The sequence below is a fragment of the Streptococcus oralis subsp. oralis genome (assembly GCF_002096445.1).
GTDB classification, from domain to species: domain Bacteria; phylum Bacillota; class Bacilli; order Lactobacillales; family Streptococcaceae; genus Streptococcus; species Streptococcus oralis_N.
Window position 1 is genome coordinate 307,189 of the sequence record NZ_NCUK01000012.1, and the last position, 25,711, is coordinate 332,899.

The window sequence follows — 25,711 nt, forward strand, 5'->3', positions numbered from 1 at the left end:
TCTAATTACGATAGGTTATAATGATAAAGCTGTTATATTGAGTTAAGTATGAATATAAAGGAGAAATGATGAAGAAAAAATTTTTTAATCAATCTTTTTCCCGCTTTTCGATTAGAAAGTTAAGTGTTGGGACCTGTTCGGTATTGCTAGGAACCTTTATGGTGATGGCTGCTTCTCCAGTACAAGCAGATGAAGCTCAAGTCAACAATAAGGAACTGCAAACCCAGGCGGAAATTCAACAGAAGGAAAAAAGTGCTGAGAATGGGCAGGAAGTCCTTTCTGAACCTCAAAAAGAGGTAACACAGAACGAAGTGATTAAGGACCGGAAGGATAAAACTGAACCGTCCAAAACAGAAGTATCTGAACCAGTCGCTCAGAGCCAACCAGTTTCACAAGTTGATAATACGAAGGAAGCGAGTCAGCCTTCTTTAGATAAGGAGAAAAAGCAATCTCTAGAATCAACTCAAACTGAGCAGAAAAGCAAGGAAGAAAGCGGTTCTAGCGGAAAAACTTCTTCTAGACGCAAGAGATCGCTAGATGAAGTCAATGCTGCATTTCAAGCTCATTCGCCAATTAAGGATATCCATGCGGTAGATAGTGTCCGTGAATCCTTGTCCTTTAGTATTACTGGACACGAAGCAGACTATTCTGGTGGGTATATCAAAATTCATTTCCAAAATGGGAAAGCTATTAAATTGACCCCTTCTCCTGTCGGTGGTGTAAAGTTCAGTCAAGAAAAAATAAATGGAGACCTTGATTTAAAGATAGAACCCGTTAATCTGAGAGGTGGAGCAAACTATAACTTCGTCTATACTTTTCAGATAGATCCTTTGACTCAGAACTGGGGAGGTGCTGTCCAAGCCATTGGACCAGACCACAAGGTGACCGCAACTGCTAAGCTCTATGATAAAACTGGCAATGTCCTCAAAGAACTTGGAAGTATTGAACACACATGGAAAGTCTTAGAAAACGGGGTAGGTGGTCTGACACCAATGTCTAACCATCAGGTCATTGGCTACGATCGAAATAATGATGGTATCGTTGACGATGATTCGTCGGTTGTATCCTACTATCTATTTAACGGTGCGAAAGATCCTAAGAATAATACGGCAAGAAATGATTATTTCAACTATGGAAATGGTGTCTTTGATGGTCGTATGATCAATGGTATGGGGATTAGTGATGTCGGAGGGCATATCATTGATCCTGTCATTTCTTATACCTATAATATAGAGTTAAAAGAAGGTTATGAATTGACAGATGAAGCGAAAGCTCTGGGTTGGACTGCTGATGCGACGGGTTATCATCTGACGATTAACAGAGCTAACAATCCGCTTCAAGATATTAATAACAATAAAAATAAGCTCATTCCAATTTCTTTCAAGTTAAAGAATGCCAAAGTAGCAGATATCAATAGAAAAGCGCAAAAGCTAACTGTGACGGGTATCTATACAAAAGCAGATGGAACTAGTTATCAAAATACGGCTGTTCTCCCCTATACTCTCTTTGTTCAAAAAACAGACCAACCAGAGTCTACTCTCTTTGAATTTAGACACTATAATCAGTCTGACTCGGAGATGATTCGTTCTTATGGCGAAACAGAATACCGTTCCTATGTTCGACTTTCATCAGTTGCTGAGGTTGAAAAAGATTATCCTATCAATGACTACACTGCCATTCATAAAATACAGGATTCACGAGAGTCTTATCGAGAAGTCAATGCGATTGAGGATCGTTATTGGAATGAATTTTTCTCTTCACCGGATGCATTCGTAGAAGTATACAATAAAGCTACAGGTGAGTTATTAGGCACTTTTAACAGTAGCACTCGTAGTCTACGACTGACGGAAGAGCAAGATGTGAAGGAACTGGAGTACAAGTTTAAAAACATCAAGATGAGGAAGTCCTCAACAAATGATACATCAATGTTTGTTTTCCAAACCAAAACACGTTTTAATAATTGGGAAAGTCTCTATAAAGACTCGACGATTAGTAAGTTGGATTCTAGAACGGATTCCACTTTTAAGAATACTCGTAACACTGTTTCCTTATCTCAAACGGCCTCAGCCGAATTGACGCGTGTTATCCAGCAAATTTCAATGATTGGGCGCCGTCGGACAGATGTCTTCAATCGACACACAGATGCTTCTGGTTTTAAAGAAGATTTTATCACAAGGACTGCAGGTAAAGACACACCTACCCAGAACTTCGCAAACTTGACAGGAGTTTACCATCTGGCTTATTTGGCTGATCCACAATTAAACTTTAGTGGAAACCCTAATTTTAAGGTTTATTATAATTACAAAGATACTGGGAAAACTCTTTACTATGCCCAAGTAAAGGGGACTCCAGACTCCCCTATGCCTGCAACACTTTTGAAGTTAGAAAACAAGACGATTCCAAATGGGACCTACACCTATAAAGCGATTGCTTTTTGGGACGAGGAACTTCCTGACGTTCAAGCTCAGAATGGTTATGACTTGGGGGAGCTTGACGGCATTACAGTTACCTCGAAAAATTCAGTTTCTTATGACTTCGATGTGATCGTGCAGGCTTCTGAAGCGAGTGGTGTCTACTCTGAAGTGAAGAGAGCTACAAATCAACACTTTGCCTACAATACCCAAGAGCACTATCCTGGTGACGAGATTGATTTCAGAGTGACCTATAAAAACGCAGCGAAACAGGCGGTTTCAGATGTCTATGTTTTATCATCCTTGCCGATGAAAGGCGATAAACAGCTAGAATCCAGAAATCGTGGATCGGAGTTTACAGTTCATTTGACAAAAGCTCTAACACCACCTTCAGGCTGGGAAGTTCAATATAGTCGTACTGCGGGCACTGCTACGGAAATTAATGCTTCACAATGGCTCACAGCAGACCAAGTGTCGGATTGGTCAGAGATTCGTGCAGTTCGTTGGCATTCGACTGCTCCGGTTGCTGCTGGAAGTAGAGTTCAATTTCCTATCGATGGAGCAGTTATCGGGCAAGATACTGCCCCAGGTGCTACGGCTTATCTTTCTTCGGCACTGGCAAATGGCAGTTCCAAGTACACTGAGTCCAATAATGTTTCAATCCAAATGTCCACCAAACTATCATCTGCAAGTTTCACCTTTGTGGATGTAAATGATCCGTCTAAGGAAGTGCAACTAGGACAGGTAGACACAGTTGTAGGCAAACCTAATGGACCAATTTCTTATGATCCTGCTCGTCGAATTAAGGAATTGGAAGATGCAGGATATGAACTGATCAGTAACGATTTTACAGATCATACCTTTGGTGACTCGGCTAGTCCAAAACAATTCAAGTTTCAGTTTAGACATAAGGTTATAGAACTAACCGAAACTGTCCGTGGGACTCGCGAAATTAACTATGAGTATTACAGAAAAGCAAAAAATCCTGATTTATCGCTTCTTCCTCCCAGACATGTAGAATCCCATTCGTTTACCCGAACGAAGAGAATCGATCAGGTTTTGGCAAAACTGCATCCAAATGATGCGACAGCAGGTGTGACTTACTCAGACTGGTCTGCAGACCAAACTTGGTCTCAGGTGATTTCGCCTGAAATTCCTGGCTATTATCCAGGTGAAGATATTGACGCAAATACAATGTCGGGAGATGAGGCTCTTGACCAATATTCGATTAGTGCGATAAATCCGAGCGATGAAGATTTGGAAAAAGAATTCTCTTGGGATAGGTTGGTGTATTATGTTCCCCTTCCAGTTGTCCCCTCAGCAAGCGAAGCGAAATCTAAAGGCCTTCAAGGGCAGAAGCAGCTAGCAACGATTCGGTTTGATGAGGATAGAGCAAGCGAGAGCGAGGTTCACTTTACAAAAGGGACAACAACCATTAATGGAGCAAAGAAATCCGTCGAACTAGTCCAAAGTAGTGTCTTTCTTTATGATGAGAATGGGCAGAAGGTAACTTCGCTAACCATTGCCGACCAAGGGACGTACGATTTAGATCTTGTAAATAAAACAATTGTTTTTACTCCACTGAAAACCTTCTATGGTCCGGCAACTCCAGTTCAAGTTGGAGTGGTGGATAAAAATGGAGAGTCGGCTGTAACGACCTACACCCCAGTTGTTGAAAGAGTAACACCAACAGGTTCAGGTGATAAGACAGAAGGTCTACAAGGTCAGGTCCAAGAAGGTAAAGTGACCTTCACTCCAGGCCATGACTTAGTTCCATTCCCAGCTGATTCAACTCCACTATTTGACAATGGTACAACTGTGAAAGAAGTGCCAAATGTTGGTAAACTCGAAGTGGATGCAGACGGTAAGGTGACCTTCACTCCTGATAAACAGTTCAAGGGTGAAACACAAGAACTTGAATTGACTCGTGTGGATGCCAATGGAACTCCTGTTACTGTCAAGTACCAAGCAGTAGTGAAAGAAGTTGTTCCTACAGGTACTAATGCAACCAGCACAGGTCCTCAGGGTGTTCCACAAACAGGAACTCCAACCTTCCAAGGTGGCGATCCACTTGTTCCAATCGATGAAACAGTAGAGCCAACCTTCGCAGATGGCAGCAAAGAGAAATCCATTCCAGGTCAAGGAACTTACACGATTGAACCAGATGGAACTGTAACTTTTACACCAGACAAACAGTTTGTCGGAAAACCAGTTCCAGTCACAGTGAAACGTGTAGATAAGAATGGCACCCCAGTCACTGCACCCTACAGTCCAGAGTTTACGAAAGTAACACCGACTGGTACAGGTGATAAGACAGAAGGCCTTCAAGGTCAGGTCCAAGAAGGTAAAGTCAGCTTCACCCCAGGTCATGATTCTGTTCCATTCCCAGCTGATTCAACTCCACTATTTGACAATGGTACAACTGTGAAAGAAGTGCCAAATGTTGGTAAGTTCGAAGTGGACGCAGACGGTAAGGTAACCTTCACTCCAGACAAACAGTTCAAGGGTGAAACACCAGAACTTGAATTGACTCGTGTGGATGCCAACGGCACTCCTGTTACTGTCAAGTACCAAGCGGTGGTGAAAGAAGTAATCCCAACTTCAACGGACGCCACTTCAAATGGTATCCAAGGTCAACCGCAAAAAGGTACCCCAACCTTCACAGAAGGTAATCCATTGGTTCCAATTGATGATACGAAACCAATGACTTTCGAAGATGGACAGTCAACGAAAACCGTTTCAGGTGTAGGTGAATACAGCATCAATCCAGATGGCTCTATTACCTTTACGCCAGAAAAACAATTTGTTGGTACACCAGATCCAGTCACAGTCAAACGTGTAGATAAGAATGGCACCCCAGTCACTGCGACCTATACCCCAACAGTGACTAAGGTAACACCAACCAGCACTAACGCAACCAGCACAGGCCCTCAAGGTGTTCCACAAACGGGCACTCCAAGCTTCCAAGGTGGTGATCCACTGGTTCCAATTGATGAAACAGTTGATCCAACCTTCGAAGATGGAAGCAAAGAGAAATCTATTCCAGGTCAAGGAACTTACACGATTGCACCAGACGGAACTGTAACTTTCACTCCAGATAAACAGTTTGTTGGAAACCCAGATCCAATAACGGTTAAACGTGTGGATAAGAACGGTACCCCAGTGACTGCGACTTACAGTCCAGAGTTTACTAAGGTGACACCAACTGGAACCGGTGCAACCAGCACAGGTCCTCAGGGTGTTCCACAAATGGGCACTCCAAGCTTCCAAGGTGGCGACCCACTTGTTCCAATTGATGAAACAGTAGAGCCAACCTTCGCAGATGGCAGCAAAGAGAAATCTATTCCAGGTCAAGGAACTTACACGATTGCACCAGATGGCACAGTGACCTTCACTCCGGACAAACAGTTTGTCGGCAAGCCAGATCCAATAACGGTTAAACGTGTGGATAAGAACGGTACCCCAGTTACTGCGACCTATGCTCCAGTTGTTGAGAAAGTAACACCAACTGGTACTGGTGATAAGACAGAGGGTCTGCAAGGTCAGGTCCAAGAAGGTAAAGTGACCTTCACTCCAGGACATGACTCTGTTCCATTCCCAGCTGATTCAACTCCACTATTTGATAATGGGACAACTGTGAAAGAAGTGCCAAATGTTGGTAAGTTCGAAGTGGATGCAGATGGTAAGGTGACCTTTACTCCTGATAAACAGTTCAAGGGTGAAACACCAGAGCTTGAATTGACTCGAGTGGATGCCAACAGAACTCCTGTTACTGTCAAGTACCAAGCGGTGGTGAAAGAAGTAGTTCCAACCAGCACTAACGCAACCAGCACAGGTCCTCAAGGACTTCCACAAACTGGTACTCCAACCTTCCAAGGCGGCGACCCATTGGTTCCAATTGATGAAACAGTAGAGCCAACCTTCGAAGATGGAAGCAAAGAGAAATCTATTCCAGGTCAAGGAACTTACACGATTGCACCAGACGGAACTGTAACTTTCACTCCAGATAAACAGTTTGTTGGAAACCCAACTCCAGTCACAGTCAAACGTGTGGATAAGAATGGCACTCCGGTTACTGCGACTTACAGCCCAGAGTTTACGAAAGTAAGACCAACTGGTAAAGATACTTCTTCAGTTAACATTAAGGGTGTTCCACAAACAGGCACCCCAACCTTCCAAGGTGGAGATCCGCTTGTTCCAATCAATGAAACAGTCGAGCCAACCTTTGAAGATGGATCAACTGAAAAAGTGATTCCAGGTGAAGGAACTTATGTAATCTCACCAGACGGCACTGTCACCTTCACTCCAGAAGCTAATTTTGTAGGAAAAGGAACAGGCGTAACGATTGTCCGCAAGGATAAGAACGGTACTCCAGTTACTGCAAGCTATCGTCCAACAGTTGTAGAACCATCTACTGGTCATGACACGACTTCTACAGAAGCAAAAGGTCGACCACAAGTCGCAACACCAACGTTTGAAGGACATATCAATCCGACTGTACCACCAACCTTTGAGGATGGTAGCACGACTATGGTTGTTCCGGGTGAAGGAAGCTATACAATTGATAAAGATGGTAAGATTACCTTTACTCCAGAACCAGACTTTGTTGGTACTGCTAAAGGATTGGTTGTGAAACGTTTGGATATGTATGGAAATGTAGTTACTGCTCGCTACACACCAACTGTCCTTGGACAAATACAAGTGAGTGATGCGACATCAGAAGGTCTTAAAGGTCAAACTCAGACTGGTAAACCAAACTTTACAGGTGATGTCGATCTGACAGTTCCGCCAACCTTTGAAGATGGAACAACTGAAAAAGTCGTTCCAGGTGAAGGAACTTATGTAATCTCACCAGATGGCACCGTCACCTTTACCCCTGAGGCAGACTTTATAGGACAAGCCAAAGGTGTGAAAGTGATCCGTAAAAATCGCAATGGAAATATCCTTTCAGGATTCTATACTCCAACAGTAGTAGAACTTCCAGAGCAAGTGAAGCCGTCTGATAAAAAAGAACTTTCAGTACCTGACTCGAAACCAGATCAATTGACTCAAAACATCTCTGTAGAAAAAAATCAACTTCCAAATACAGGAAGTCAAGAAGATGGTTTGAAAAATCTAGGAATTCTGACAGCCCTAGCAGGTGCCATGACACTTGGATTGCTAGGTAAAAAGAAACGAAACGATGAATCAGACTAATCATTTTTAAGAACCGAGAAATCGGTTCTTTTTTATGACATTTGTCATATTTCCTAGTGACAGAAGCATCTAGCTCCGCTAACTTCAAAAGACTATAATTGAAGTAGGAACTGGAGGAAGAAGAAATGAAAAATAAAATGATTGTCGCAGTGAGTTTAGTAGCAGCAGGAGTTATGACCTATCTCATGTTTTCAGGATTGGACGAGGGTTTCTACCATTTTCCTTGGGAGCTCTTTGCTGGCTTTGGAATGATGTCTTGGCTTGTCAGAGAAGTCTTGAAATTAGTCAGAGATGTGAAAAAGGAGTTTGAGGAATGAAAAAAGCAATCATCTATCTCTTTATCGGTCTGTCACTCTTGGTATGGTTAGTGGAAATGTTTACTGGTTGGTTTGACCAAACCTTGTTTCGCCAATTTATTCGTGGTGCTTGGGGTTTTGGATTTATGATTTTCGTTGTTTTCCCTATGGGAATGAAGTGGTTGAAAGGAGAATCTCATGACTGTGATTAAAGTTGAGAAATTGAGTAAGAAAATAAAAGACAAGGAGATCTTGCGGAACATCTCTTTTGAAATCAACGATGGTGAATGTGTCGCCTTGATTGGGCCTAATGGAGCAGGAAAGACAACCTTGATTGATTGCCTCTTGGGTGACAAGTTCATGAGTTCAGGTCAGATAGCCATTCAAGGATTTGCACCAACAGATCCTCGATTAAAGCAGCTTGTTTCTGTCTTACCCCAAGAAAATGCAGTTGTTCAAAGCTTGAAAGTGAAAGAACTTCTATCATTTTTCAAGTCACTTTATCCCGACAGTCTTTCAGATAAAGAAATTGATGACTTGCTGAGATTCTCAGACAAGCAGAAAAATCAGCTAGCGGGCAAGTTGTCTGGTGGGCAAAAACGCTTGTTCTCTTTTGTGTTGACACTAATAGGTCGTCCGAAAATTCTATTTTTAGATGAACCAACTGCTGCCATGGATACCTCGACACGTCAGCATTTTTGGGAAATTGTCAATCAGTTAAAGAAAAATGGTGTCACCATTGTATATTCTTCTCACTATATCGAAGAGGTAGAACATACGGCTGACCGCATTTTGGTCCTCCACAAGGGAGAATTGATTCGTGACACGACGCCTTATGCTATGCGTGGTGAAGAACAAGAAAAACACTTTACGGTGCCTCTAACCTATCAGGATTTTGTTAGTACCTTGACTATGGTTCAAGAGCTTGAAATCAAGCAAAATGCTCTTTCTTTCACCACCAAAGAAGCCAGCCAAGTATGGGAAGCCTTGCAAGAACAGGGCTGCACGATCGAAGAAATTGAAGTTCGCAATCGAACTCTCTTAGACAGTATCTTCGAAACGACTCAAGACTAAAGGAGATTGACGATGAAAAATATGACAAGTCTCATGAAAGTGGAAATCATTCTGATGAAACGGCAAGCCGTCTACTACTTGCTATCCATCGGACTACCAAGTGTGTTTTACCTTATCTTTTCTGGTATGATGTCAGGGTCAGATGTTCCAGAAATTGTTCTTCAAGCCTATCTTTTTGCCATGACGCTCTTTAGTATCATGTCAAGCGCCTTTTTCAGTATCCCTAGCACACTCGAGTCTGACAAGACAAACAACTGGCAAAAATTGATTCAACATTCTCCTGTATCTATGGTAGAATATTATGTATCAAAACTGTTCAGCACTCTGTTGACTTTCTTGTTATCAATTATAGTTGTCTTTTCGGTTGGTCATTTTGTCCGTGGAGTGACCCTGCCTTGGCTTGATTGGTTGGTGATTGGAGTTATGTTGCTGGTCGGAAGTGTGGTCTTTATCAGCATGGGTATCTTGGTGAGCTTGCTTCCCAGTGCTCAACTGATGACGGTTATTGGAAATATTGCCTATATTGCTTTGGCTGTCCTAGGTGGACTCTGGTTCCCTTTGAGTTCCTTCCCAGAATGGCTCCAATCTATTGGAAAACTGACCCCAACCTATCAACTGATGCAGGTCGTTTCTGCTTATTTGGAGCACCATGAATTTAATATTCTTTCTGCCTTGGTTGTACTAGGATATACAGTTTTCTTTGGTGTATTGGTCATTCAACTGAAAAAACGGATCGAGGTAAAATAAATCTATGTTGGAAAAATTAAAAAACACTCATTATATGTTTCATATTTCAATAGTGTTTATCATCTTTCCTATAGCGGGTGTCATCGTTGGAGAGTACCCGCTTTTAACCTTGTTATGGACCTTACTATTTGTCCTTGCCTTCTACTCGGTTTTAATCAGTCAGAACCGCACCGTGCAGTGGCTAGCTTGGTGGATCATGCTTGCCTACATTTTTTACAGTTCCATCTGGCTAAATGCGAGCTTCGCTTGGTTTATCTTTTATTTATCTAATCTACTTATTTATGAGCTGGATGAGGTTTCTTTCCACTCTTGGCGTTTTGTCAGTTTTGTTGTCTTACAACCGATGATTTTAACTGGAATCTCTATGGTTGGTCAAGTTAGTCCCTGGCACCTCCTCTTTTTCTTGGTGACCTTTATCGTTTCTGATGCCTTGACCTTCGGTCTTTATCGGATTCAGGTATCTGAACAGATAAAAGAAGAAAAGATGAAACAAAATGCCAAGCTCAGTCTTTTCTTGGCTGAAAATGAACGCAGTCGTATCGGTCAGGATCTCCATGACAGTCTAGGCCATACATTTGCTATGTTGAGTGTGAAGACGGACCTTGCCCTCCAGCTTCTTCAAATGCAGGCCTATCCTCAAGTGGAAAAAGAATTAAAAGAAATTCATCAGATTAGTAAAGAATCCATGAATGAAGTCCGTACTATCATTGAAAATCTTAAAACTAGAACCCTTGCCTCCGAGTTTGCGACAGTTAAAAAAATGCTGGAAATTGCAGGAATTGAAACAGAAATCAATCACCAATTAGATACTGCTAGCCTAACTCAGGAATTAGAATCAACGGCCTCCATGATTTTACTTGAGTTAGTGACCAACATCATCAAACATGCCAAAGCATCGAAAGCTTACTTGAAATTAGAACGAACTGAGAAAGAACTCATTCTAACAGTGAGAGATGATGGATGTGGCTTTGCTTCTCTAAAAGGGGATGAGCTCCATACCGTTCGAGACCGTGTCCTTCCTTTTTCAGGAGAAGTAAAAGTGATCAGTCAGAAACATCCAACTGAAGTGCGGGTTCGGCTACCTTATAAGGAGAGAAACTAAGATGAAACTACTTGTTGCAGAAGATCAAAGTATGTTGCGAGATGCTATGTGCCAGTTGCTTACCTTTCAACCAGATGTAGATTCTGTCCTACAAGCCAAGGACGGCCAAGAAGCAATCCAACTTTTAGAAAAAGAGTCTGTGGATATCGCCATTCTTGACGTAGAAATGCCTGTTAAGACAGGTCTCGAAGTCTTGGAGTGGATACGAGCAGAAAAGCTAGAAACAAAGGTGGTTGTGGTGACGACCTTCAAGCGCCCCGGATATTTTGAACGTGCGGTCAAGGCTGGAGTGGATGCTTATGTCTTAAAAGAAAGAAGCATTGCAGACCTCATGCAAACCTTGCACACGGTTCTCGAAGGACGTAAAGAATATTCGCCTGAATTGATGGAAGTGGTGATGACGCACCCCAATCCGTTAACAGAGCAAGAAATCGCTGTTTTAAAGGGAATTGCTCAGGGCTTGTCTAACCAAGAAATCGCAGACCAGCTTTATCTATCAAATGGAACCGTCCGAAACTATGTCACCAATATTCTTTCGAAACTAGATGCTGGTAATCGAACAGAGGCAGCCAACATTGCAAAAGAATCTGGTTGGCTTTGATAAGAAGGGTTAAAAAATTCCGAAATGACAACTTGAATCAAAGGAAAACCATACTAGAAAGGAGGAGGCAAATTGCCTCCTTTTCTGGTTTAGAAAAGCGGTGAAAGCTAGTGTCAAAGAGTTAAAAGATCAGAATAAAAATGAAAAATATCTTGACAATGAAGGAAAAATTGTGTTACAATAATAGACGGTACTTTTTACTTTTGGTCTCTCAAAAGTGTACAGGGACGTGCTGACAAATGTTGCAAAAGTACACACAGATGGTAGCTGTCACCAAGTGTATCATCACCAAAAATAAAAAAAACACAGGAGAATGTAGATGCCTACAATTAACCAATTGGTTCGCAAACCGCGTAAATCAAAAGTAGAAAAATCTAAATCACCAGCTTTGAACGTTGGTTACAACAGTCATAAAAAAGTTCAAACAAACGTTTCTTCACCACAAAAACGTGGTGTTGCAACTCGTGTGGGAACAATGACACCTAAAAAACCTAACTCTGCCCTTCGTAAATTCGCTCGTGTACGTTTGAGCAACCTTATCGAAGTTACTGCCTACATCCCAGGTATCGGACACAACTTGCAAGAGCACAGCGTGGTGCTTCTTCGTGGTGGACGTGTAAAAGACCTTCCAGGGGTACGTTACCATATCGTCCGTGGTGCACTTGATACTGCAGGTGTTAACGATCGTAAACAAGGCCGTTCTAAATACGGTACTAAACGTCCAAAAGCATAAGGAAAGGGGATAAAGAGAAATGAGTCGTAAAAATAGAGCTCCAAAACGTGACGTATTGCCAGATCCGCTTTACAATTCACAACTAGTTACTCGTCTTATCAACCGCGTTATGCTTGATGGTAAACGTGGTACAGCTGCTTCAATCGTTTACGGTGCTTTTGAGCAAATCAAAGAAGCTACTGGTAACGATGCACTTGAAGTATTTGAAACAGCTATGGAAAACATCATGCCTGTACTTGAAGTACGTGCACGTCGTGTTGGTGGATCTAACTACCAAGTCCCAGTTGAAGTTCGTCCAGAACGTCGTACAACACTTGGACTTCGTTGGTTGGTAACCATCGCTCGCCTTCGTGGTGAACACACAATGCAAGACCGTCTTGCGAAAGAGATCTTGGATGCAGCTAACAACACTGGTGCAGCAGTTAAGAAACGTGAAGACACTCACCGTATGGCTGAAGCTAACCGTGCCTTCGCACACTTCCGTTGGTAATATAGGATGCGAAAGCGTTAAGAAAGTCCCAGAGAAAATAGGGAATCAAAGCAGGTTGCGACTGCAACCAATGAGATTCATCTTTTTCTCCAGACTTTTAGCTTGAGCTCAACTCAGTTAACTTGAGCTTTTAGCCCGAGTTCAATTCAACTTATCTACAAGTTGAAACCAACAAAAACAAGATAAACATTGAGAACGGGTAGGTCCTGCCTATCCGTTTTTATTAAAATCGTGTTATAATAGAATAGAAATTAAAATAAATAGGAGAAACAAACCTCATGGCACGCGAATTTTCACTTGAAAAAACTCGTAATATCGGTATCATGGCTCACGTCGATGCCGGTAAAACAACAACTACTGAGCGTATTCTTTACTACACTGGTAAAATCCACAAAATCGGTGAAACTCACGAAGGTGCGTCACAAATGGACTGGATGGAGCAAGAGCAAGAACGTGGTATCACTATCACATCTGCTGCGACAACAGCTCAATGGAACAACCACCGCGTAAACATCATCGACACACCAGGACACGTGGACTTCACAATCGAAGTACAACGTTCTCTTCGTGTATTGGACGGTGCGGTTACTGTTCTTGACTCACAATCAGGTGTTGAGCCTCAAACTGAAACAGTTTGGCGTCAAGCAACTGAGTACGGAGTTCCACGTATCGTATTTGCCAACAAAATGGACAAAATCGGTGCTGACTTCCTTTACTCAGTAAGCACACTTCACGACCGTCTTCAAGCAAACGCACACCCAATCCAATTGCCAATCGGTGCTGAAGATGACTTCCGCGGTATCATCGACTTGATCAAGATGAAAGCTGAAATCTATACTAACGACCTTGGTACAGATATCCTTGAAGAAGATATTCCAGCGGAATACCTTGACCAAGCTCAAGAATACCGTGAAAAATTGGTTGAAGCAGTCGCTGAAACTGATGAAGAATTGATGATGAAATACCTTGAAGGTGAAGAAATCACTAACGAAGAATTGAAAGTTGCTATCCGTAAAGCAACTATCAACGTTGAATTCTTCCCAGTATTGTGTGGTTCTGCCTTCAAGAACAAGGGTGTTCAATTGATGCTTGATGCGGTTATCGATTACCTTCCAAGCCCACTTGACATCCCAGCAATCAAAGGTATCAACCCAGATACAGACGAAGAAGAAACTCGTCCAGCATCTGACGAAGAGCCATTCGCAGCTCTTGCCTTCAAGATTGCAACAGACCCATTTGTAGGTCGTTTGACATTCTTCCGTGTATACTCAGGTGTTCTTCAATCAGGTTCTTACGTAATGAACACTTCTAAAGGTAAACGTGAACGTATCGGACGTCTTGTGCAATTGCATGCCAATAGTCGTCAAGAAATCGAAACCGTTTATGCTGGTGATATTGCAGCTGCTATTGGTTTGAAGGATACAACTACTGGTGATTCATTGACAGATGAAAAAGCTAAAATCATCCTTGAGTCAATCCACGTTCCAGAACCAGTTATCCAGTTGATGGTTGAGCCAAAATCTAAAGCTGACCAAGATAAGATGGGTATCGCACTTCAAAAATTGGCTGAAGAAGATCCAACATTCCGCGTTGAAACAAACGTTGAAACTGGTGAAACAGTTATCTCAGGTATGGGTGAACTTCACCTTGACGTCCTTGTTGACCGTATGCGTCGTGAGTTTAAAGTCGAAGCGAACGTAGGTGCTCCTCAAGTATCTTACCGTGAAACATTCCGCGCTTCTACTCAAGCACGTGGATTCTTCAAACGTCAGTCTGGTGGTAAAGGTCAATTCGGTGATGTATGGATTGAGTTTAGTCCAAACGAAGAAGGTAAAGGATTCGAATTCGAAAACGCAATCGTCGGTGGTGTGGTTCCTCGTGAATTTATCCCAGCGGTTGAAAAAGGTTTGGTAGAATCTATGGCTAACGGTGTTCTTGCAGGTTACCCAATGGTTGACGTTAAAGCTAAGCTTTACGACGGTTCATACCACGATGTCGACTCATCTGAAACAGCCTTCAAGATCGCGGCTTCACTTGCCCTTAAAGAAGCTGCTAAATCAGCACAACCAGCTATCCTTGAGCCAATGATGCTTGTAACCATCACTGTTCCAGAAGAAAACCTTGGTGATGTTATGGGTCACGTAACTGCTCGTCGTGGACGTGTAGATGGTATGGAAGCACACGGTAACAGCCAAATCGTTCGTGCTTACGTTCCACTTGCTGAAATGTTCGGTTACGCAACAGTTCTTCGTTCTGCATCTCAAGGACGTGGTACCTTCATGATGGTATTTGACCACTACGAAGATGTACCTAAGTCAGTACAAGAAGAAATCATTAAGAAAAACAAAGGTGAAGACTAATCAGTCCTCACTCTAGAAGGAAGTCACTTAGTGGCTTCCTTTTTTTGTCTTTAACTATTCATTTTTGCTGAATATAGTATACGAATTTGATCGCTAAGTGAGAAAAATACTAATTCTAGACAGAAAGAAAATATTCTAATTTGATAAATTAAAGTAAATAAAGGTTCCTAATTCCGTAGAAAAGTTAATAAAAATGAGGAAAAGATTCATAAATACACTTTTAGATAGAAAATTCAGAAAATTGACTCTTTTGCCTTGAAAATTTTTGAAAAAATGGTATGATAGTAACAAGCTATTTTTTTAAGAGAAGAGAAAGGGGAACAATGGAGAAAATCAGTTTAGAATCTCCTAAGACGGGGTCGGACCTAGTTTTGGAAACACTTCGGGACTTAGGGATTGATACCATTTTTGGTTATCCTGGTGGTGCGGTCTTACCTTTGTATGATGCGATATACAATTTTAAAGGTATTCGCCACATTTTGGGACGCCATGAGCAAGGTTGTTTGCACGAAGCTGAAGGATATGCCAAATCAACTGGAAAGTTGGGCGTTGCCGTCGTCACGAGTGGACCAGGAGCAACAAATGCCATTACAGGGATTGCAGATGCCATGAGCGATAGCGTTCCCCTTTTGGTCTTTACAGGTCAGGTTGCGCGAGCTGGAATTGGGAAGGATGCCTTTCAGGAGGCGGATATCGTAGGTATTACCATGCCCATTACCAAGTACAATTACCAAGTTCGTGAGACAGCAGATATTCCTCGTATCATTACGGAAGCTGTCCATATCGCAACGACAGGTCGTCCAGGTCCAGTTGTGATTGACTTGCCCAAGGATGTATCAGCTCTAGAGACAGATTTCATCTATTCGCCGGAGGTGAATTTACCAAGTTACCAACCGACGCTTGATCCGAATGACATGCAAATCAAGAAAATCTTGAAGCAATTGTCAAAAGCCAAGAAACCTGTCTTGTTAGCAGGCGGTGGTATCAGCTATGCAGAAGCTTCTAAGGAGCTCAATGAATTTGCTGAACGTTACCAAATTCCAGTCGTGACCAGTCTTTTAGGACAAGGTACCATTGCAACGAGTCATCCACTCTTCCTCGGAATGGGAGGCATGCACGGTTCTTTCGCGGCCAACATTGCAATGACGGAAGCGGACTTTATGATTAGTATCGGTTGCCGTTTCGATGACCGCTTGACTGGGAACCCTAAGACCTTCGCGAAGAATGCTAAGGTTGCCCATATCGATGTTGACCCAGCTGAGATTGGTAAGATTATCAGTGCAGATATTCCTGTAGTGGGGGATGCTAAGAAAGCCTTGCAGATGCTACTGGCAGAACCAACTGTTCATAACAATACTGAAAAGTGGATTGAAAAAGTTACCAAGGACAAGAATCGAGTTCGTTCTTATGATAAGAAAGAACGTGTGGTTCAACCTCAGGCCGTTATTGAACGCATCGGTGAGTTGACGAATGGAGATGCCATTGTTGTCACAGACGTAGGGCAACACCAAATGTGGACAGCTCAGTATTATCCTTACCAAAATGAGCGTCAGTTAGTCACTTCAGGTGGTTTGGGTACCATGGGCTTCGGAGTTCCTGCAGCTATCGGAGCCAAGATTGCCAATCCAGAAAAAGAGGTCATCCTTTTTGTCGGTGATGGTGGCTTCCAAATGACCAACCAAGAGCTAGCAATCCTAAACATCTACAAGGTGCCGATTAAGGTTGTCATGTTGAACAACCACTCACTAGGAATGGTTCGTCAGTGGCAGGAATCCTTCTATGAGGGAAGAACTTCCGAGTCAGTCTTTGATACACTTCCTGACTTCCAGCTGATAGCACAGGCTTACGGTATTAAAAATTATAAATTTGACAATCCAGAGACGATAGAGAAGGATCTAGAAGTCATTCTGGAGGATGTGCCCATGTTTATCGAGGTGGATATTTCTCGTAAGGAACAGGTCTTACCGATGGTACCAGCTGGTAAGAGCAATCATGAGATGTTGGGGGTGAAGTTCCATGCGTAGAATGTTAACAGCTAGATTGCAAAACCGTTCAGGAGTTTTGAATCGTTTTACAGGTGTCCTTTCTCGTCGTCAAGTCAATATTGAGAGTATCTCAGTTGGTGCGACAGAGAATCCCAATGTATCTCGCATCACCATCATTATTGATGTAGCATCTCATGATGAAGTAGAGCAAATCATTAAACAGCTTAATCGTCAGATTGATGTGATTCGCATTCGAGATATCACAGATAAACCACACTTGGAAAGAGAAGTTATCTTGGTAAAAGTATCTGCTCCTGCTGAGAAGCGTGCAGAAATCTTGGCCATTATCCAACCTTTCCGTGCAACGGTAGTAGATGTGGCTCCAAGCTCAATCACCATCCAGATGACGGGAAATGCTGAAAAGAGTGAAGCTTTATTGCGAGTGATTCGACCATATGGTATTAAAAATATCGCTCGTACGGGTGCAACTGGATTTACCCGCGACTAATACTTTTTGATTTTCAATGAGTATAAAATCCAGCATAAATTTGTTTAACCAGCCTATAAGGCAATAAAAATAGAAAAGAGAGAAAAACTATGGCAGTTCAAATGGAATACGAAAAAGATGTTAAAGTAGCAGCGCTTGACGGTAAAAAAATCGCCGTAATCGGTTATGGTTCACAAGGACATGCGCATGCGCAAAACTTGCGTGATTCAGGTCGTGATGTCATCATCGGTGTGCGTCCAGGTAAATCTTTTGACAAAGCCAAAGAAGACGGATTTGACACTTACACAGTAGCAGAAGCAACTAAATTGGCTGACGTTATCATGATCTTGGCACCAGACGAAATCCAACAAGAATTGTACGAAGCAGAAATCGCTCCAAACTTGGAAGCTGGAAATGCAGTTGGATTTGCTCATGGTTTCAATATCCACTTTGAATTTATCAAAGTTCCTGCAGATGTCGATGTCTTCATGTGTGCTCCTAAAGGACCAGGACACTTGGTACGTCGTACTTACGAAGAAGGATTTGGTGTTCCGGCTCTTTATGCAGTTTACCAAGATGCAACAGGAAATGCGAAAAACATTGCGATGGACTGGTGTAAAGGTGTTGGGGCAGCTCGTGTTGGTTTGCTTGAAACAACTTACAAAGAAGAAACTGAAGAAGATCTCTTTGGTGAACAAGCTGTACTTTGTGGTGGTTTGACTGCCCTTATCGAAGCAGGTTTTGAAGTCTTGACAGAAGCAGGCTATGCCCCAGAATTGGCTTACTTTGAAGTTCTTCACGAAATGAAATTGATCGTTGACTTGATCTATGAAGGTGGATTCAAGAAAATGCGTCAATCTATTTCAAACACTGCTGAATACGGTGACTATGTATCAGGTCCACGTGTGATTACTGAGCAAGTTAAAGAAAACATGAAAGCTGTTTTGGCAGATATCCAAAATGGTAAATTTGCAAATGACTTTGTAAATGACTACAAGGCTGGTCGTCCAAAATTAACTGCTTACCGTGAACAAGCAGCTAACCTTGAAATTGAAAAAGTTGGTGCAGAATTGCGTAAAGCAATGCCTTTCGTTGGTAAAAACGACGACGACGCATTCAAAATCTACAATTAATTCTTGTAAAGAAAGACAGAAGGCGAGTTGGGGGTACCTAACTCGTTTTTTATCTTGAACAGTATTTGAGGAGGAGACAATGCTAAGTGCAAAAGATGTGGTGAAAGCCCACAAAGTTTTGAGTGGTGTAGTAGTTGATACACCACTAGAATATGATCATTATTTATCAGAAAAATACCAAGCAAAGATTTATCTCAAAAAGGAGAATGCGCAACGAGTTCGCTCTTTTAAAATTCGTGGAGCCTATTATGCCATTTCTCAACTGTCAAAAGAAGAACGCGAGCGTGGTGTAGTCTGTGCCTCTGCGGGAAATCACGCCCAAGGTGTCGCTTATACTTGTAATGAGATGAAGATTCCTGCAACGATCTTTATGCCTATTACAACACCGCAACAAAAGATTGGGCAGGTTCGCTTTTTCGGTGGAGAGTTTGTGACAATCAAGTTGGTTGGGGATACCTTTGATGCTTCTGCTAAGGCAGCACAAGAATTTACATTAACAGAAAACCGCACCTTCATCGATCCTTTTGATGATGCACATGTTCAGGCTGGTCAAGGGACTGTAGCCTATGAAATTCTTGAAGAAGCCCGTAAAGAGTCTATTGATTTTGATACAGTACTTGTACCAGTAGGTGGTGGCGGATTGATTGCCGGTGTTTCTACATATATTAAGGAAACCAACCCGACTATTGAAGTGATCGGGGTAGAAGCTAATGGTGCTCGCTCTATGAAAGCTGCCTTTGAAGCTGGGGGACCAGTTAAGCTTAAAGAAATTGATAAGTTTGCTGATGGGATAGCCGTACAAAAGGTTGGACAATTAACCTATGAAGCGACTCGTAAGAATGTTGAAACGCTGATTGGGGTGGACGAGGGATTGATTTCCGAAACCTTGATTGATCTTTATTCCAAACAAGGAATTGTAGCAGAACCAGCCGGAGCTGCCAGTGTTGCAGCCTTGGAAGTTTTATCAGACTATATCAAAGGCAAGACGATTTGTTGTATCATTTCTGGAGGAAATAACGATATCAACCGAATGCCAGAGATGGAAGAACGTGCCTTGATTTACGATGGAATCAAGCATTACTTTGTAGTGAATTTCCCACAACGTCCAGGAGCTCTACGAGAGTTTGTAAATGACATTTTGGGGCCAAATGATGACATCACTCGTTTTGAATATATCAAACGAGCAAGCAAGGGGACAGGCCCTGTCTTGATTGGGGTAGCCCTTGCCAATAAGCATGACTATGCTGGATTGATTCATCGAATGGAAAAGTTTGACCCATCTTATATTAATTTGAATGGGAACGAAACGTTGTATAATATGTTAGTTTAAGCTAAAATAAAATTATTATCATATTATTTGCGTAATGGTAATGATGGTGCTATAATGAGGGTGACGAAAGGGGGAGATTCCCATGTTTTTACAAATTTTACTTGTTTTATTGTTTTTAGTGGTGATTGCATCAGTGATCATGGTTAGTTCTGTCTATGTGGTTCGACAACAATCTGTCGCTATCATAGAACGCTTTGGTAAATACCAAAAGTTGAGCAATAGCGGTATTCATTTACGAGCTCCTTTTGGGATTGATAGGATTGCGGCAAGAGTTCAACTACGCTTGTTGCAAAGTGAGATTGTTGTAGAGACAAAGACGCAAGATAATGTATTTGTAACGATGAATGTGGCAACTCAGTATCGAGTAAATGAAAACAATGTCACAGATGCCTATTATAAATTGATGCGTCCAGAAGCCCAGATTAAATCCTATATTGAAGATGCTTTGCGTTCATCTGTACCAAAGCTAACCCTAGATGAGTTGTTTGAGAAGAAGGATGAAATCGCCTTAGAAGTTCAAAAACAAGTGGCTGAAGAAATGTCTACGTATGGGTATATCATTGTCAAAACGCTGATTACTAAGGTTGAACCTGATGCTGAAGTAAAACAATCAATGAATGAAATTAACGCAGCTCAACGTAAGAGAGTTGCGGCGCAAGAACTTGCTGAAGCAGATAAGATTAAAATCGTGACCGCAGCAGAAGCTGAAGCAGAAAAAGATCGCCTACATGGTGTAGGGATTGCAGAGCAGCGTAAAGCAATTGTTGACGGACTAGCTGATTCTATCCAAGAGTTAAAGGGAGCCAATGTTGAGCTAACTGAAGAACAAATCATGTCTATCCTATTAACGAACCAGTATTTAGATACGTTGAATAATTTTGCAGATAAAGAGGGTAATAATACAATCTTCCTACCTGCAAATCCTAATGGAGTCGAGGACATAAGAACTCATATATTATCGGCTTTAAAAGCCAAATAAAAATATGCAGAATAATATAGTTATGATGAATATATGTTTTTTTATTGACAAACGAAATAAAAATGTATACAATTAAGTATTGTAAAGAATAATTTAGGAGAAGAACATGGCTAAGTCGAACTTTGAAAAAGTAGAAGCAGTTGTTGGCTGGGTTCGTGATAAGAAAATCACAGGCTACCGTATCTCTAAAGAAACGAATGCGCGTGAAATGTCTATCATTGCTCTAGCACAAGGACGCGCAAAAGTTAAAAATATTTCATTTGAAACAGCTCTTGGTTTAATCGATTTCTATGAAAAAAATCATGAAAAATTTGAAGATTAAACTGTGGTCACAGGCAGATTCCTGAGTCGAGTCTGCCTTTTCTTTACAATTACAAATTAAAAAGACTGCATAAAGAATGCAGTCTTTGTTTATTAGCTGAGATAACGTTGAAGAAATTCTTTTGTACGGTCTTCTTTAGGGTTCGTGAAGAGCTCTTCAGGCCTGCCTTCTTCAGCAATGACACCCTTATCCATAAAGATGACACGGTGAGAGACATCGCGAGCGAATTCCATTTCGTGGGTTACGACGATCATGGTCAAGCCTTCTTGAGCCAAATCCTGCATAATTTTGAGGACTTCTCCAACCATTTCAGGGTCAAGGGCAGATGTTGGTTCGTCGAAGAGAATGGCGTCAGGATTCATGGAGAGTGCGCGGGCGATAGCCACGCGTTGTTTTTGTCCCCCTGAGAGTTGTTTGGGCTTGGCTTGCCAGTAACGTTCTCCCATACCGACTTTTTCGAGATTCTCTTTGGCAATTTTTTCAGCTTCAGAGTGGTCGCGTTTGAGTACAGTCGTTTGAGCAACGATCGTATTTTCAAGGACATTCAGATTTTCAAAGAGATTGAAAGATTGGAAAACCATACCGAGTTTTTCACGATAATGGGTGAGGTTATAGCCTTTTTCTAAGACATTTTCTCCTCGATAGAGAATCTCTCCCTCTGTAGGTGTTTCTAGTAAATTAATCGAACGAAGGAAGGTTGATTTTCCGCTTCCTGAGCTTCCGATGATGGAAATAACCTCTCCTTTATGGACGGCGAGAGAAATGTCTTTTAGCACTTCGTTTTGCCCATATGATTTTTTGAGGTGTTTGATTTCAAGAATTGGTTGTGTCATTTTTTCAAATCCTCCGTTTGCATTTGGTTAGCACCTGTAGTGTAAGTATCCATGTCCATACGACGTTCGATGAAGCGTAGGATACGGGTCACAGTAAAGGTGAGGACAAAGTAAATCACGGCGATGATGGTAAAGGTCTGGAAGTATTGATAGGTTTGTGTTGCTACAGTATTTCCTGAGAAATAAAGCTCAACAACTGAAATAACGTTCAATACAGAGGTATCTTTGATATTGATGACAAACTCATTACCAGTAGCAGGTAGAATATTACGGACAACCTGAGGTAGGACAATCTTACGCATGGTTTGATTGTGGGTCATACCAAGAGCAGTTGCGGCTTCAAATTGTCCCTTGTCAACTGCTAGGATACCACCACGGACGATCTCTGTCATGTAGGCACCCGTATTGATTGAGACAATGAAGATAGCAGCTAGTGTGCGGTCAAGGTTGATACCAAAAGCTTGGGCAGTTCCATAGTAGATAACCATGGATTGAACAATCATCGGTGTACCACGGAAGATCTCGATATAGACATTGAGAATCCAACCGACTAATTTCTGTAGGGCGTACATTGCCTTGTTCTCAGATAGTGGAGCGGTACGGAAGACCCCAATCGCAAGTCCGATAAGGAGACCTGTGATGGTTCCGATAATGGAGATTAAGAGTGTGATACCAGCACCACGCAAGAGTTGTTGCCAGTTTTCAGAAAGGATCTTAGCAACTTGGCTAAAGAAACTACTTTCTTCCTCCGTTGTTGTAGACTCCACAGGTTGCTCTTTGATCATACGATCCATGAGGGCTACTTGTTCATCCTTAGAGATGGTTTCGATGCTGGCATTGATTTGGCTGATGCGGCTGTCATCTTTACGAAGTCCAATAGCTATAGCCGTATCTTCTTCGCCAGTTTTGAAACCTGGTTGAGGTTGGATCATTTTGAACTTAGCGTTAGCAGACTCAGCGGTCATTGCTTCAGGCCGTTCAGAAACATAGGCATCAATAACACCGGCCTCCAGAGCTTGACGCATTTGGGCGAAGTCACCCATAGCTGTTTCTTTTTTGGCACCTGGAATTTGGGAAATCAGGTCATAAAGATAAACACCTTGTTGAGACGTGATTTTTGCCCCACTAAAGTCTTCCAAAGATTTGGCATTCGCATAGGCAGAGTCCTTTTTTACCAATAGAACCGGTTCGCTAGTATAGTAACTGCTTGAAAAAGCAATTTCTTGTTTGCGTTCAGCGGTTGGGCTCATACCGGCAATGATCATATCGATTTTGCCAGAAGTAAGGGCTGGAACAAGTCCTTCCCATTTGGTTTTCACAACCAAAGGTTCCTTACCAAGGTCTTTGGCAATCTTTTTAGCAATTTGAACATCGTAGCCGTTGGCATATTGGTTGGTACCGTCGATTTTGACGGCGCCGTTACTATCGTCGTCTTGAGTCCAGTTGAAGGGAGCGTATGCTGCCTCCATCCCGATGCGTAAATATTCGTCGGCTTGGACTTGGCTAACTAGTCCTAAGGTAAGGGCTAGGCTAGCAAGGATAGATAAGCATAATTTTTTCATGTTTTCTCCTATTTCTAGTCTAAAAATGACTCTCTCTATTGTATCTAAAAATAGCGAGATTTTCAATACAAGTAAGCCTTTACTTATAAAAAATGATATAATGGTAAAAAGATTGAAAGGGAACCGATTATGAAAAAAAGATGGCTGTTGGCTTTGGTATTTACTTATTTATTATTTATACCGAGCCTGGTTTTTGCAGTAGACTTTGATATCTTATCCTATAAGGGTGATTTGAATATTCATGCAGATAATACTGCAATTTTTAAAGAAACAATTACCTACCGGTTTGGAGATGATTATAATGGTCAGTTAGTTGGGCTAGGGAAAGCTGGGAAAATGCCAGAAGGATTTGACATTGATCCCGATCCGACCGTTCAGGTCTCTAAAAATGGAAGAATTGTTCAAAATGCTTCCTTCTATACTATGGAGGAAGAGGACGGTTACAAGGTAAAAATTTACAATGCTGGATATGCTGGAGATACTGTTCGGGTAACGGTCACCTGGAAACTATCAAATCTTCTCTTCTTATATAAGGATATCGCAGAGCTAAATTGGCAACCCTTGACCGATAGTACTGGAGACATCAAAGAGATTGAGTTCAAGGTCAGCTCTGATACCCCAGCAGAGAAACTCTATTTTCATGAAGGACAACTCCTAAGGGACTTTAGTGTTGAAAAAGTTAATAATCTCTATCATATCAAAATGAAAGACCTTCCTAGAAAGCGACAGATCGAATTACACGCATACTGGCCTAGAAGTGCTTTTGCAGGAGCTCCAGATCAAGGATTAGAGGAAGAACGTTTAACCGATTTTAACCGGATTGAAAGCAATATAGCAACAGAAAAAGCGCAAAGTGAGATTTTGATGAAATGGGTATTTCCCGTCATTTTTATGAGTCTCTTACTTCTAGTTCCTATCTTCTATAGGATGTTTCGTCAGAGTACAAGCATTAAAAAGGTCTTTCCAAAAGATCATCGACTCTACGAACCACCGATGGATTTGCCTCCAATGGTTTTAGCAGAAGCAGTGTATTCAACTTCCTTAGAGGAAGTCAATCCTCTAAACAAATCAGGGTTTGGTAAATTTACTTTTGAACGTTTGATTCAGGCAACCTTGTTGGATTTAGTAGATCGAGGTCATTTATCTATTTTTCAAAGGGATGAGGAACCTTATGTGCGCATTATCAGTGAAAAGGGTTTGTCCAATTTTGAGAAAGAATGTCTACGCATGACCTTGTCAAATAAGAAAGAATTGGCTATTTCAGAGCTCTTCCCTGATTACCAAGTTTCATCTTCCCTTTACCGTGGTGCCAAAGAGTCAGATGAAAAACATATCCGAGAAACAGGCTCGCGTCTCAAACGCTCCTTTGAAGGAAGACTTCAACGCATTCAGTCTTGTGTCAAGGATAAGGTCCATGTACTTCGTATCCCAAGCTACTATCGTCCCTTGACAAGTGAGGAACGTCGCCTTGCTCTTGGGATGCGGGTCTGTTCAGCCATAACAGCTCTAGGTGGACTGCTATTCTTTTACTATAGCTGGCAAACACATGGTTTCTTTTCGATCCCATTTCTACTCTTAGGATTGACAGGATTAGGGGCTAGTTTCTGGGTTTATCTTGCCACGCGAGGAGCCTATCGCGATGGAGTTCTAACAGAGGAAGGAGCGGAAATCTTCTATCTCTGGACGAGTTTCGAAAATATGCTTCGCGACATCGCTCATCTGGATCAGGCCGAGCTAGAGAGCATCGTCCTTTGGAACCGTCTACTGGTCTATGCGACTCTCTTTGGTTATGCCAAGAAGGTGAGCAAGTTAATGAAAGTCCGCCATATTCAGCTTGAAAATCCAGATTTGAATCTTTATGTAGCCTATGGTTGGCACTCACAGTTCTACACCTCAACTGCACAAATCAAGCAATATACTGCTGTCGCAAATACAGCTAGCAATTACTCTGTATCTTCTGGAAGTGGTTCTTCAGGTGGAGGATTCTCAGGAGGCGGAGGCGGTGGTAGCATCGGTGCCTTCTAAAAAATCTATCGCAACATCCGAAATTATGCTATAATAGAGGACAGA

Annotated in this window: 19 protein-coding genes; 17 read left to right on the forward strand and 2 right to left on the reverse strand. The window is 42.0% G+C overall.

The genetic code is table 11. From position 1 onward, the window contains the following. Positions 1 to 65 precede the first annotated feature (65 nt). From B7721_RS02755 to B7721_RS02840, 16 genes are all read left to right on the forward strand, one after another. On the forward strand, positions 66 to 7,607 hold the full coding sequence (locus B7721_RS02755; protein WP_084877387.1) for a YSIRK-type signal peptide-containing protein: 7,542 nt from the start codon (positions 66 to 68) through the stop codon (positions 7,605 to 7,607). 110 nt (positions 7,608 to 7,717) lie between these two features. Further along, positions 7,718 to 7,924 (forward strand): hypothetical protein, encoded by a 207-nt coding sequence (locus tag B7721_RS02760; protein WP_162283473.1) that lies wholly within the window; start codon positions 7,718 to 7,720, stop codon positions 7,922 to 7,924. Beyond that, positions 7,921 to 8,115, forward strand: a complete 195-nt coding sequence (locus B7721_RS02765) for a hypothetical protein (RefSeq protein WP_084877390.1) — start codon at positions 7,921 to 7,923, stop codon at positions 8,113 to 8,115. The genes B7721_RS02760 and B7721_RS02765 overlap by 4 nt, the downstream gene beginning before the upstream one ends. Further along, complete coding sequence (locus B7721_RS02770; RefSeq protein ID WP_084877392.1) at positions 8,102 to 8,977, forward strand: ABC transporter ATP-binding protein; 876 nt, start codon at positions 8,102 to 8,104, stop codon at positions 8,975 to 8,977. The genes B7721_RS02765 and B7721_RS02770 overlap by 14 nt, the downstream gene beginning before the upstream one ends. A gap of 12 nt (positions 8,978 to 8,989) precedes the next feature. Next, positions 8,990 to 9,724, forward strand: a complete 735-nt coding sequence (locus B7721_RS02775) for an ABC transporter permease (protein ID WP_084877393.1) — start codon at positions 8,990 to 8,992, stop codon at positions 9,722 to 9,724. A gap of 4 nt (positions 9,725 to 9,728) precedes the next feature. Further along, complete coding sequence (locus B7721_RS02780) at positions 9,729 to 10,826, forward strand: sensor histidine kinase (RefSeq protein ID WP_084877395.1); 1,098 nt, start codon at positions 9,729 to 9,731, stop codon at positions 10,824 to 10,826. A 1-nt stretch (position 10,827) separates the two neighbouring features. After that, on the forward strand, positions 10,828 to 11,427 hold the full coding sequence (locus B7721_RS02785) for a response regulator transcription factor (protein ID WP_000772061.1): 600 nt from the start codon (positions 10,828 to 10,830) through the stop codon (positions 11,425 to 11,427). Positions 11,428 to 11,746: 319 nt separating this feature from the next. Then, positions 11,747 to 12,160, forward strand: a complete 414-nt coding sequence (gene rpsL, locus B7721_RS02800) for a 30S ribosomal protein S12 (RefSeq protein WP_001142332.1) — start codon at positions 11,747 to 11,749, stop codon at positions 12,158 to 12,160. 19 nt (positions 12,161 to 12,179) lie between these two features. After that, positions 12,180 to 12,650 carry a 30S ribosomal protein S7 gene (gene rpsG / locus B7721_RS02805; RefSeq protein ID WP_000087873.1) on the forward strand — a complete coding sequence of 157 codons (471 nt, stop codon included), beginning with the start codon at positions 12,180 to 12,182 and terminating at the stop codon, positions 12,648 to 12,650. 278 nt (positions 12,651 to 12,928) lie between these two features. Next, positions 12,929 to 15,010: an elongation factor G gene (gene fusA / locus B7721_RS02810; protein WP_084877396.1), complete on the forward strand. Its 2,082-nt coding sequence runs from the start codon at positions 12,929 to 12,931 to the stop codon at positions 15,008 to 15,010. 323 nt (positions 15,011 to 15,333) lie between these two features. Continuing rightward, positions 15,334 to 17,034 carry an acetolactate synthase large subunit gene (locus B7721_RS02815; RefSeq protein ID WP_084877398.1) on the forward strand — a complete coding sequence of 567 codons (1,701 nt, stop codon included), beginning with the start codon at positions 15,334 to 15,336 and terminating at the stop codon, positions 17,032 to 17,034. Further along, positions 17,027 to 17,503, forward strand: coding sequence for an acetolactate synthase small subunit (gene ilvN, locus B7721_RS02820; protein WP_001253813.1), 477 nt, complete (start codon positions 17,027 to 17,029; stop codon positions 17,501 to 17,503). Before B7721_RS02815 ends, ilvN begins: the two co-directional genes overlap by 8 nt. Before the next feature lie 89 nt (positions 17,504 to 17,592). Beyond that, positions 17,593 to 18,615: a ketol-acid reductoisomerase gene (gene ilvC, locus B7721_RS02825; protein WP_000290683.1), complete on the forward strand. Its 1,023-nt coding sequence runs from the start codon at positions 17,593 to 17,595 to the stop codon at positions 18,613 to 18,615. A gap of 79 nt (positions 18,616 to 18,694) precedes the next feature. Beyond that, positions 18,695 to 19,945, forward strand: a complete 1,251-nt coding sequence (gene ilvA / locus B7721_RS02830; RefSeq protein ID WP_000947300.1) for a threonine ammonia-lyase IlvA — start codon at positions 18,695 to 18,697, stop codon at positions 19,943 to 19,945. 82 nt (positions 19,946 to 20,027) lie between these two features. Continuing rightward, positions 20,028 to 20,924 carry an SPFH domain-containing protein gene (locus tag B7721_RS02835; RefSeq protein WP_000479681.1) on the forward strand — a complete coding sequence of 299 codons (897 nt, stop codon included), beginning with the start codon at positions 20,028 to 20,030 and terminating at the stop codon, positions 20,922 to 20,924. A gap of 106 nt (positions 20,925 to 21,030) precedes the next feature. Then, entirely contained in the window at positions 21,031 to 21,246 is a 216-nt protein-coding gene (locus tag B7721_RS02840; RefSeq protein WP_001130031.1) for a capsule biosynthesis transcriptional regulator, read from the forward strand. Positions 21,247 to 21,338: 92 nt separating this feature from the next. Here the strand turns inward: B7721_RS02840 and B7721_RS02845 are convergent, their stop codons facing one another. Together B7721_RS02845 and B7721_RS02850 are read right to left on the reverse strand one after the other, a co-directional pair. Further along, complete coding sequence (locus B7721_RS02845; RefSeq protein ID WP_084877399.1) at positions 21,339 to 22,079, reverse strand: amino acid ABC transporter ATP-binding protein; 741 nt, start codon at positions 22,077 to 22,079, stop codon at positions 21,339 to 21,341. Then, positions 22,076 to 23,641, reverse strand: a complete 1,566-nt coding sequence (locus B7721_RS02850) for an ABC transporter substrate-binding protein/permease (RefSeq protein ID WP_000732044.1) — start codon at positions 23,639 to 23,641, stop codon at positions 22,076 to 22,078. The genes B7721_RS02845 and B7721_RS02850 overlap by 4 nt, the downstream gene beginning before the upstream one ends. 129 nt (positions 23,642 to 23,770) lie before the next feature. Here B7721_RS02850 and B7721_RS02855 point away from each other — a divergent pair, with 129 nt between their 5' ends. Beyond that, entirely contained in the window at positions 23,771 to 25,666 is a 1,896-nt protein-coding gene (locus B7721_RS02855) for a DUF2207 domain-containing protein (protein ID WP_084877401.1), read from the forward strand. The last annotated feature ends 45 nt before the right edge of the window (positions 25,667 to 25,711 follow it).

What these genes read in the sequence shown, in the direction of transcription:
- B7721_RS02845 (WP_084877399.1), bottom strand. Translation starts at nt 22,079, where the DNA reads ATGACACAACCAATTCTTGAAATCAAACACCTCAAAAAATCATATGGG.
- B7721_RS02785 (WP_000772061.1), top strand. Translation starts at nt 10,828, where the DNA reads ATGAAACTACTTGTTGCAGAAGATCAAAGTATGTTGCGAGATGCTATG.
- B7721_RS02850 (WP_000732044.1), bottom strand. Translation starts at nt 23,641, where the DNA reads ATGAAAAAATTATGCTTATCTATCCTTGCTAGCCTAGCCCTTACCTTA.
- B7721_RS02770 (WP_084877392.1), top strand. Translation starts at nt 8,102, where the DNA reads ATGACTGTGATTAAAGTTGAGAAATTGAGTAAGAAAATAAAAGACAAG.
- rpsL (WP_001142332.1), top strand. Translation starts at nt 11,747, where the DNA reads ATGCCTACAATTAACCAATTGGTTCGCAAACCGCGTAAATCAAAAGTA.
- ilvA (WP_000947300.1), top strand. Translation starts at nt 18,695, where the DNA reads ATGCTAAGTGCAAAAGATGTGGTGAAAGCCCACAAAGTTTTGAGTGGT.
- B7721_RS02775 (WP_084877393.1), top strand. Translation starts at nt 8,990, where the DNA reads ATGAAAAATATGACAAGTCTCATGAAAGTGGAAATCATTCTGATGAAA.
- B7721_RS02840 (WP_001130031.1), top strand. Translation starts at nt 21,031, where the DNA reads ATGGCTAAGTCGAACTTTGAAAAAGTAGAAGCAGTTGTTGGCTGGGTT.
- B7721_RS02765 (WP_084877390.1), top strand. Translation starts at nt 7,921, where the DNA reads ATGAAAAAAGCAATCATCTATCTCTTTATCGGTCTGTCACTCTTGGTA.
- ilvC (WP_000290683.1), top strand. Translation starts at nt 17,593, where the DNA reads ATGGCAGTTCAAATGGAATACGAAAAAGATGTTAAAGTAGCAGCGCTT.
- B7721_RS02855 (WP_084877401.1), top strand. Translation starts at nt 23,771, where the DNA reads ATGAAAAAAAGATGGCTGTTGGCTTTGGTATTTACTTATTTATTATTT.
- ilvN (WP_001253813.1), top strand. Translation starts at nt 17,027, where the DNA reads ATGCGTAGAATGTTAACAGCTAGATTGCAAAACCGTTCAGGAGTTTTG.
- B7721_RS02835 (WP_000479681.1), top strand. Translation starts at nt 20,028, where the DNA reads ATGTTTTTACAAATTTTACTTGTTTTATTGTTTTTAGTGGTGATTGCA.
- B7721_RS02755 (WP_084877387.1), top strand. Translation starts at nt 66, where the DNA reads ATGATGAAGAAAAAATTTTTTAATCAATCTTTTTCCCGCTTTTCGATT.
- B7721_RS02815 (WP_084877398.1), top strand. Translation starts at nt 15,334, where the DNA reads ATGGAGAAAATCAGTTTAGAATCTCCTAAGACGGGGTCGGACCTAGTT.
- B7721_RS02780 (WP_084877395.1), top strand. Translation starts at nt 9,729, where the DNA reads ATGTTGGAAAAATTAAAAAACACTCATTATATGTTTCATATTTCAATA.
- rpsG (WP_000087873.1), top strand. Translation starts at nt 12,180, where the DNA reads ATGAGTCGTAAAAATAGAGCTCCAAAACGTGACGTATTGCCAGATCCG.
- fusA (WP_084877396.1), top strand. Translation starts at nt 12,929, where the DNA reads ATGGCACGCGAATTTTCACTTGAAAAAACTCGTAATATCGGTATCATG.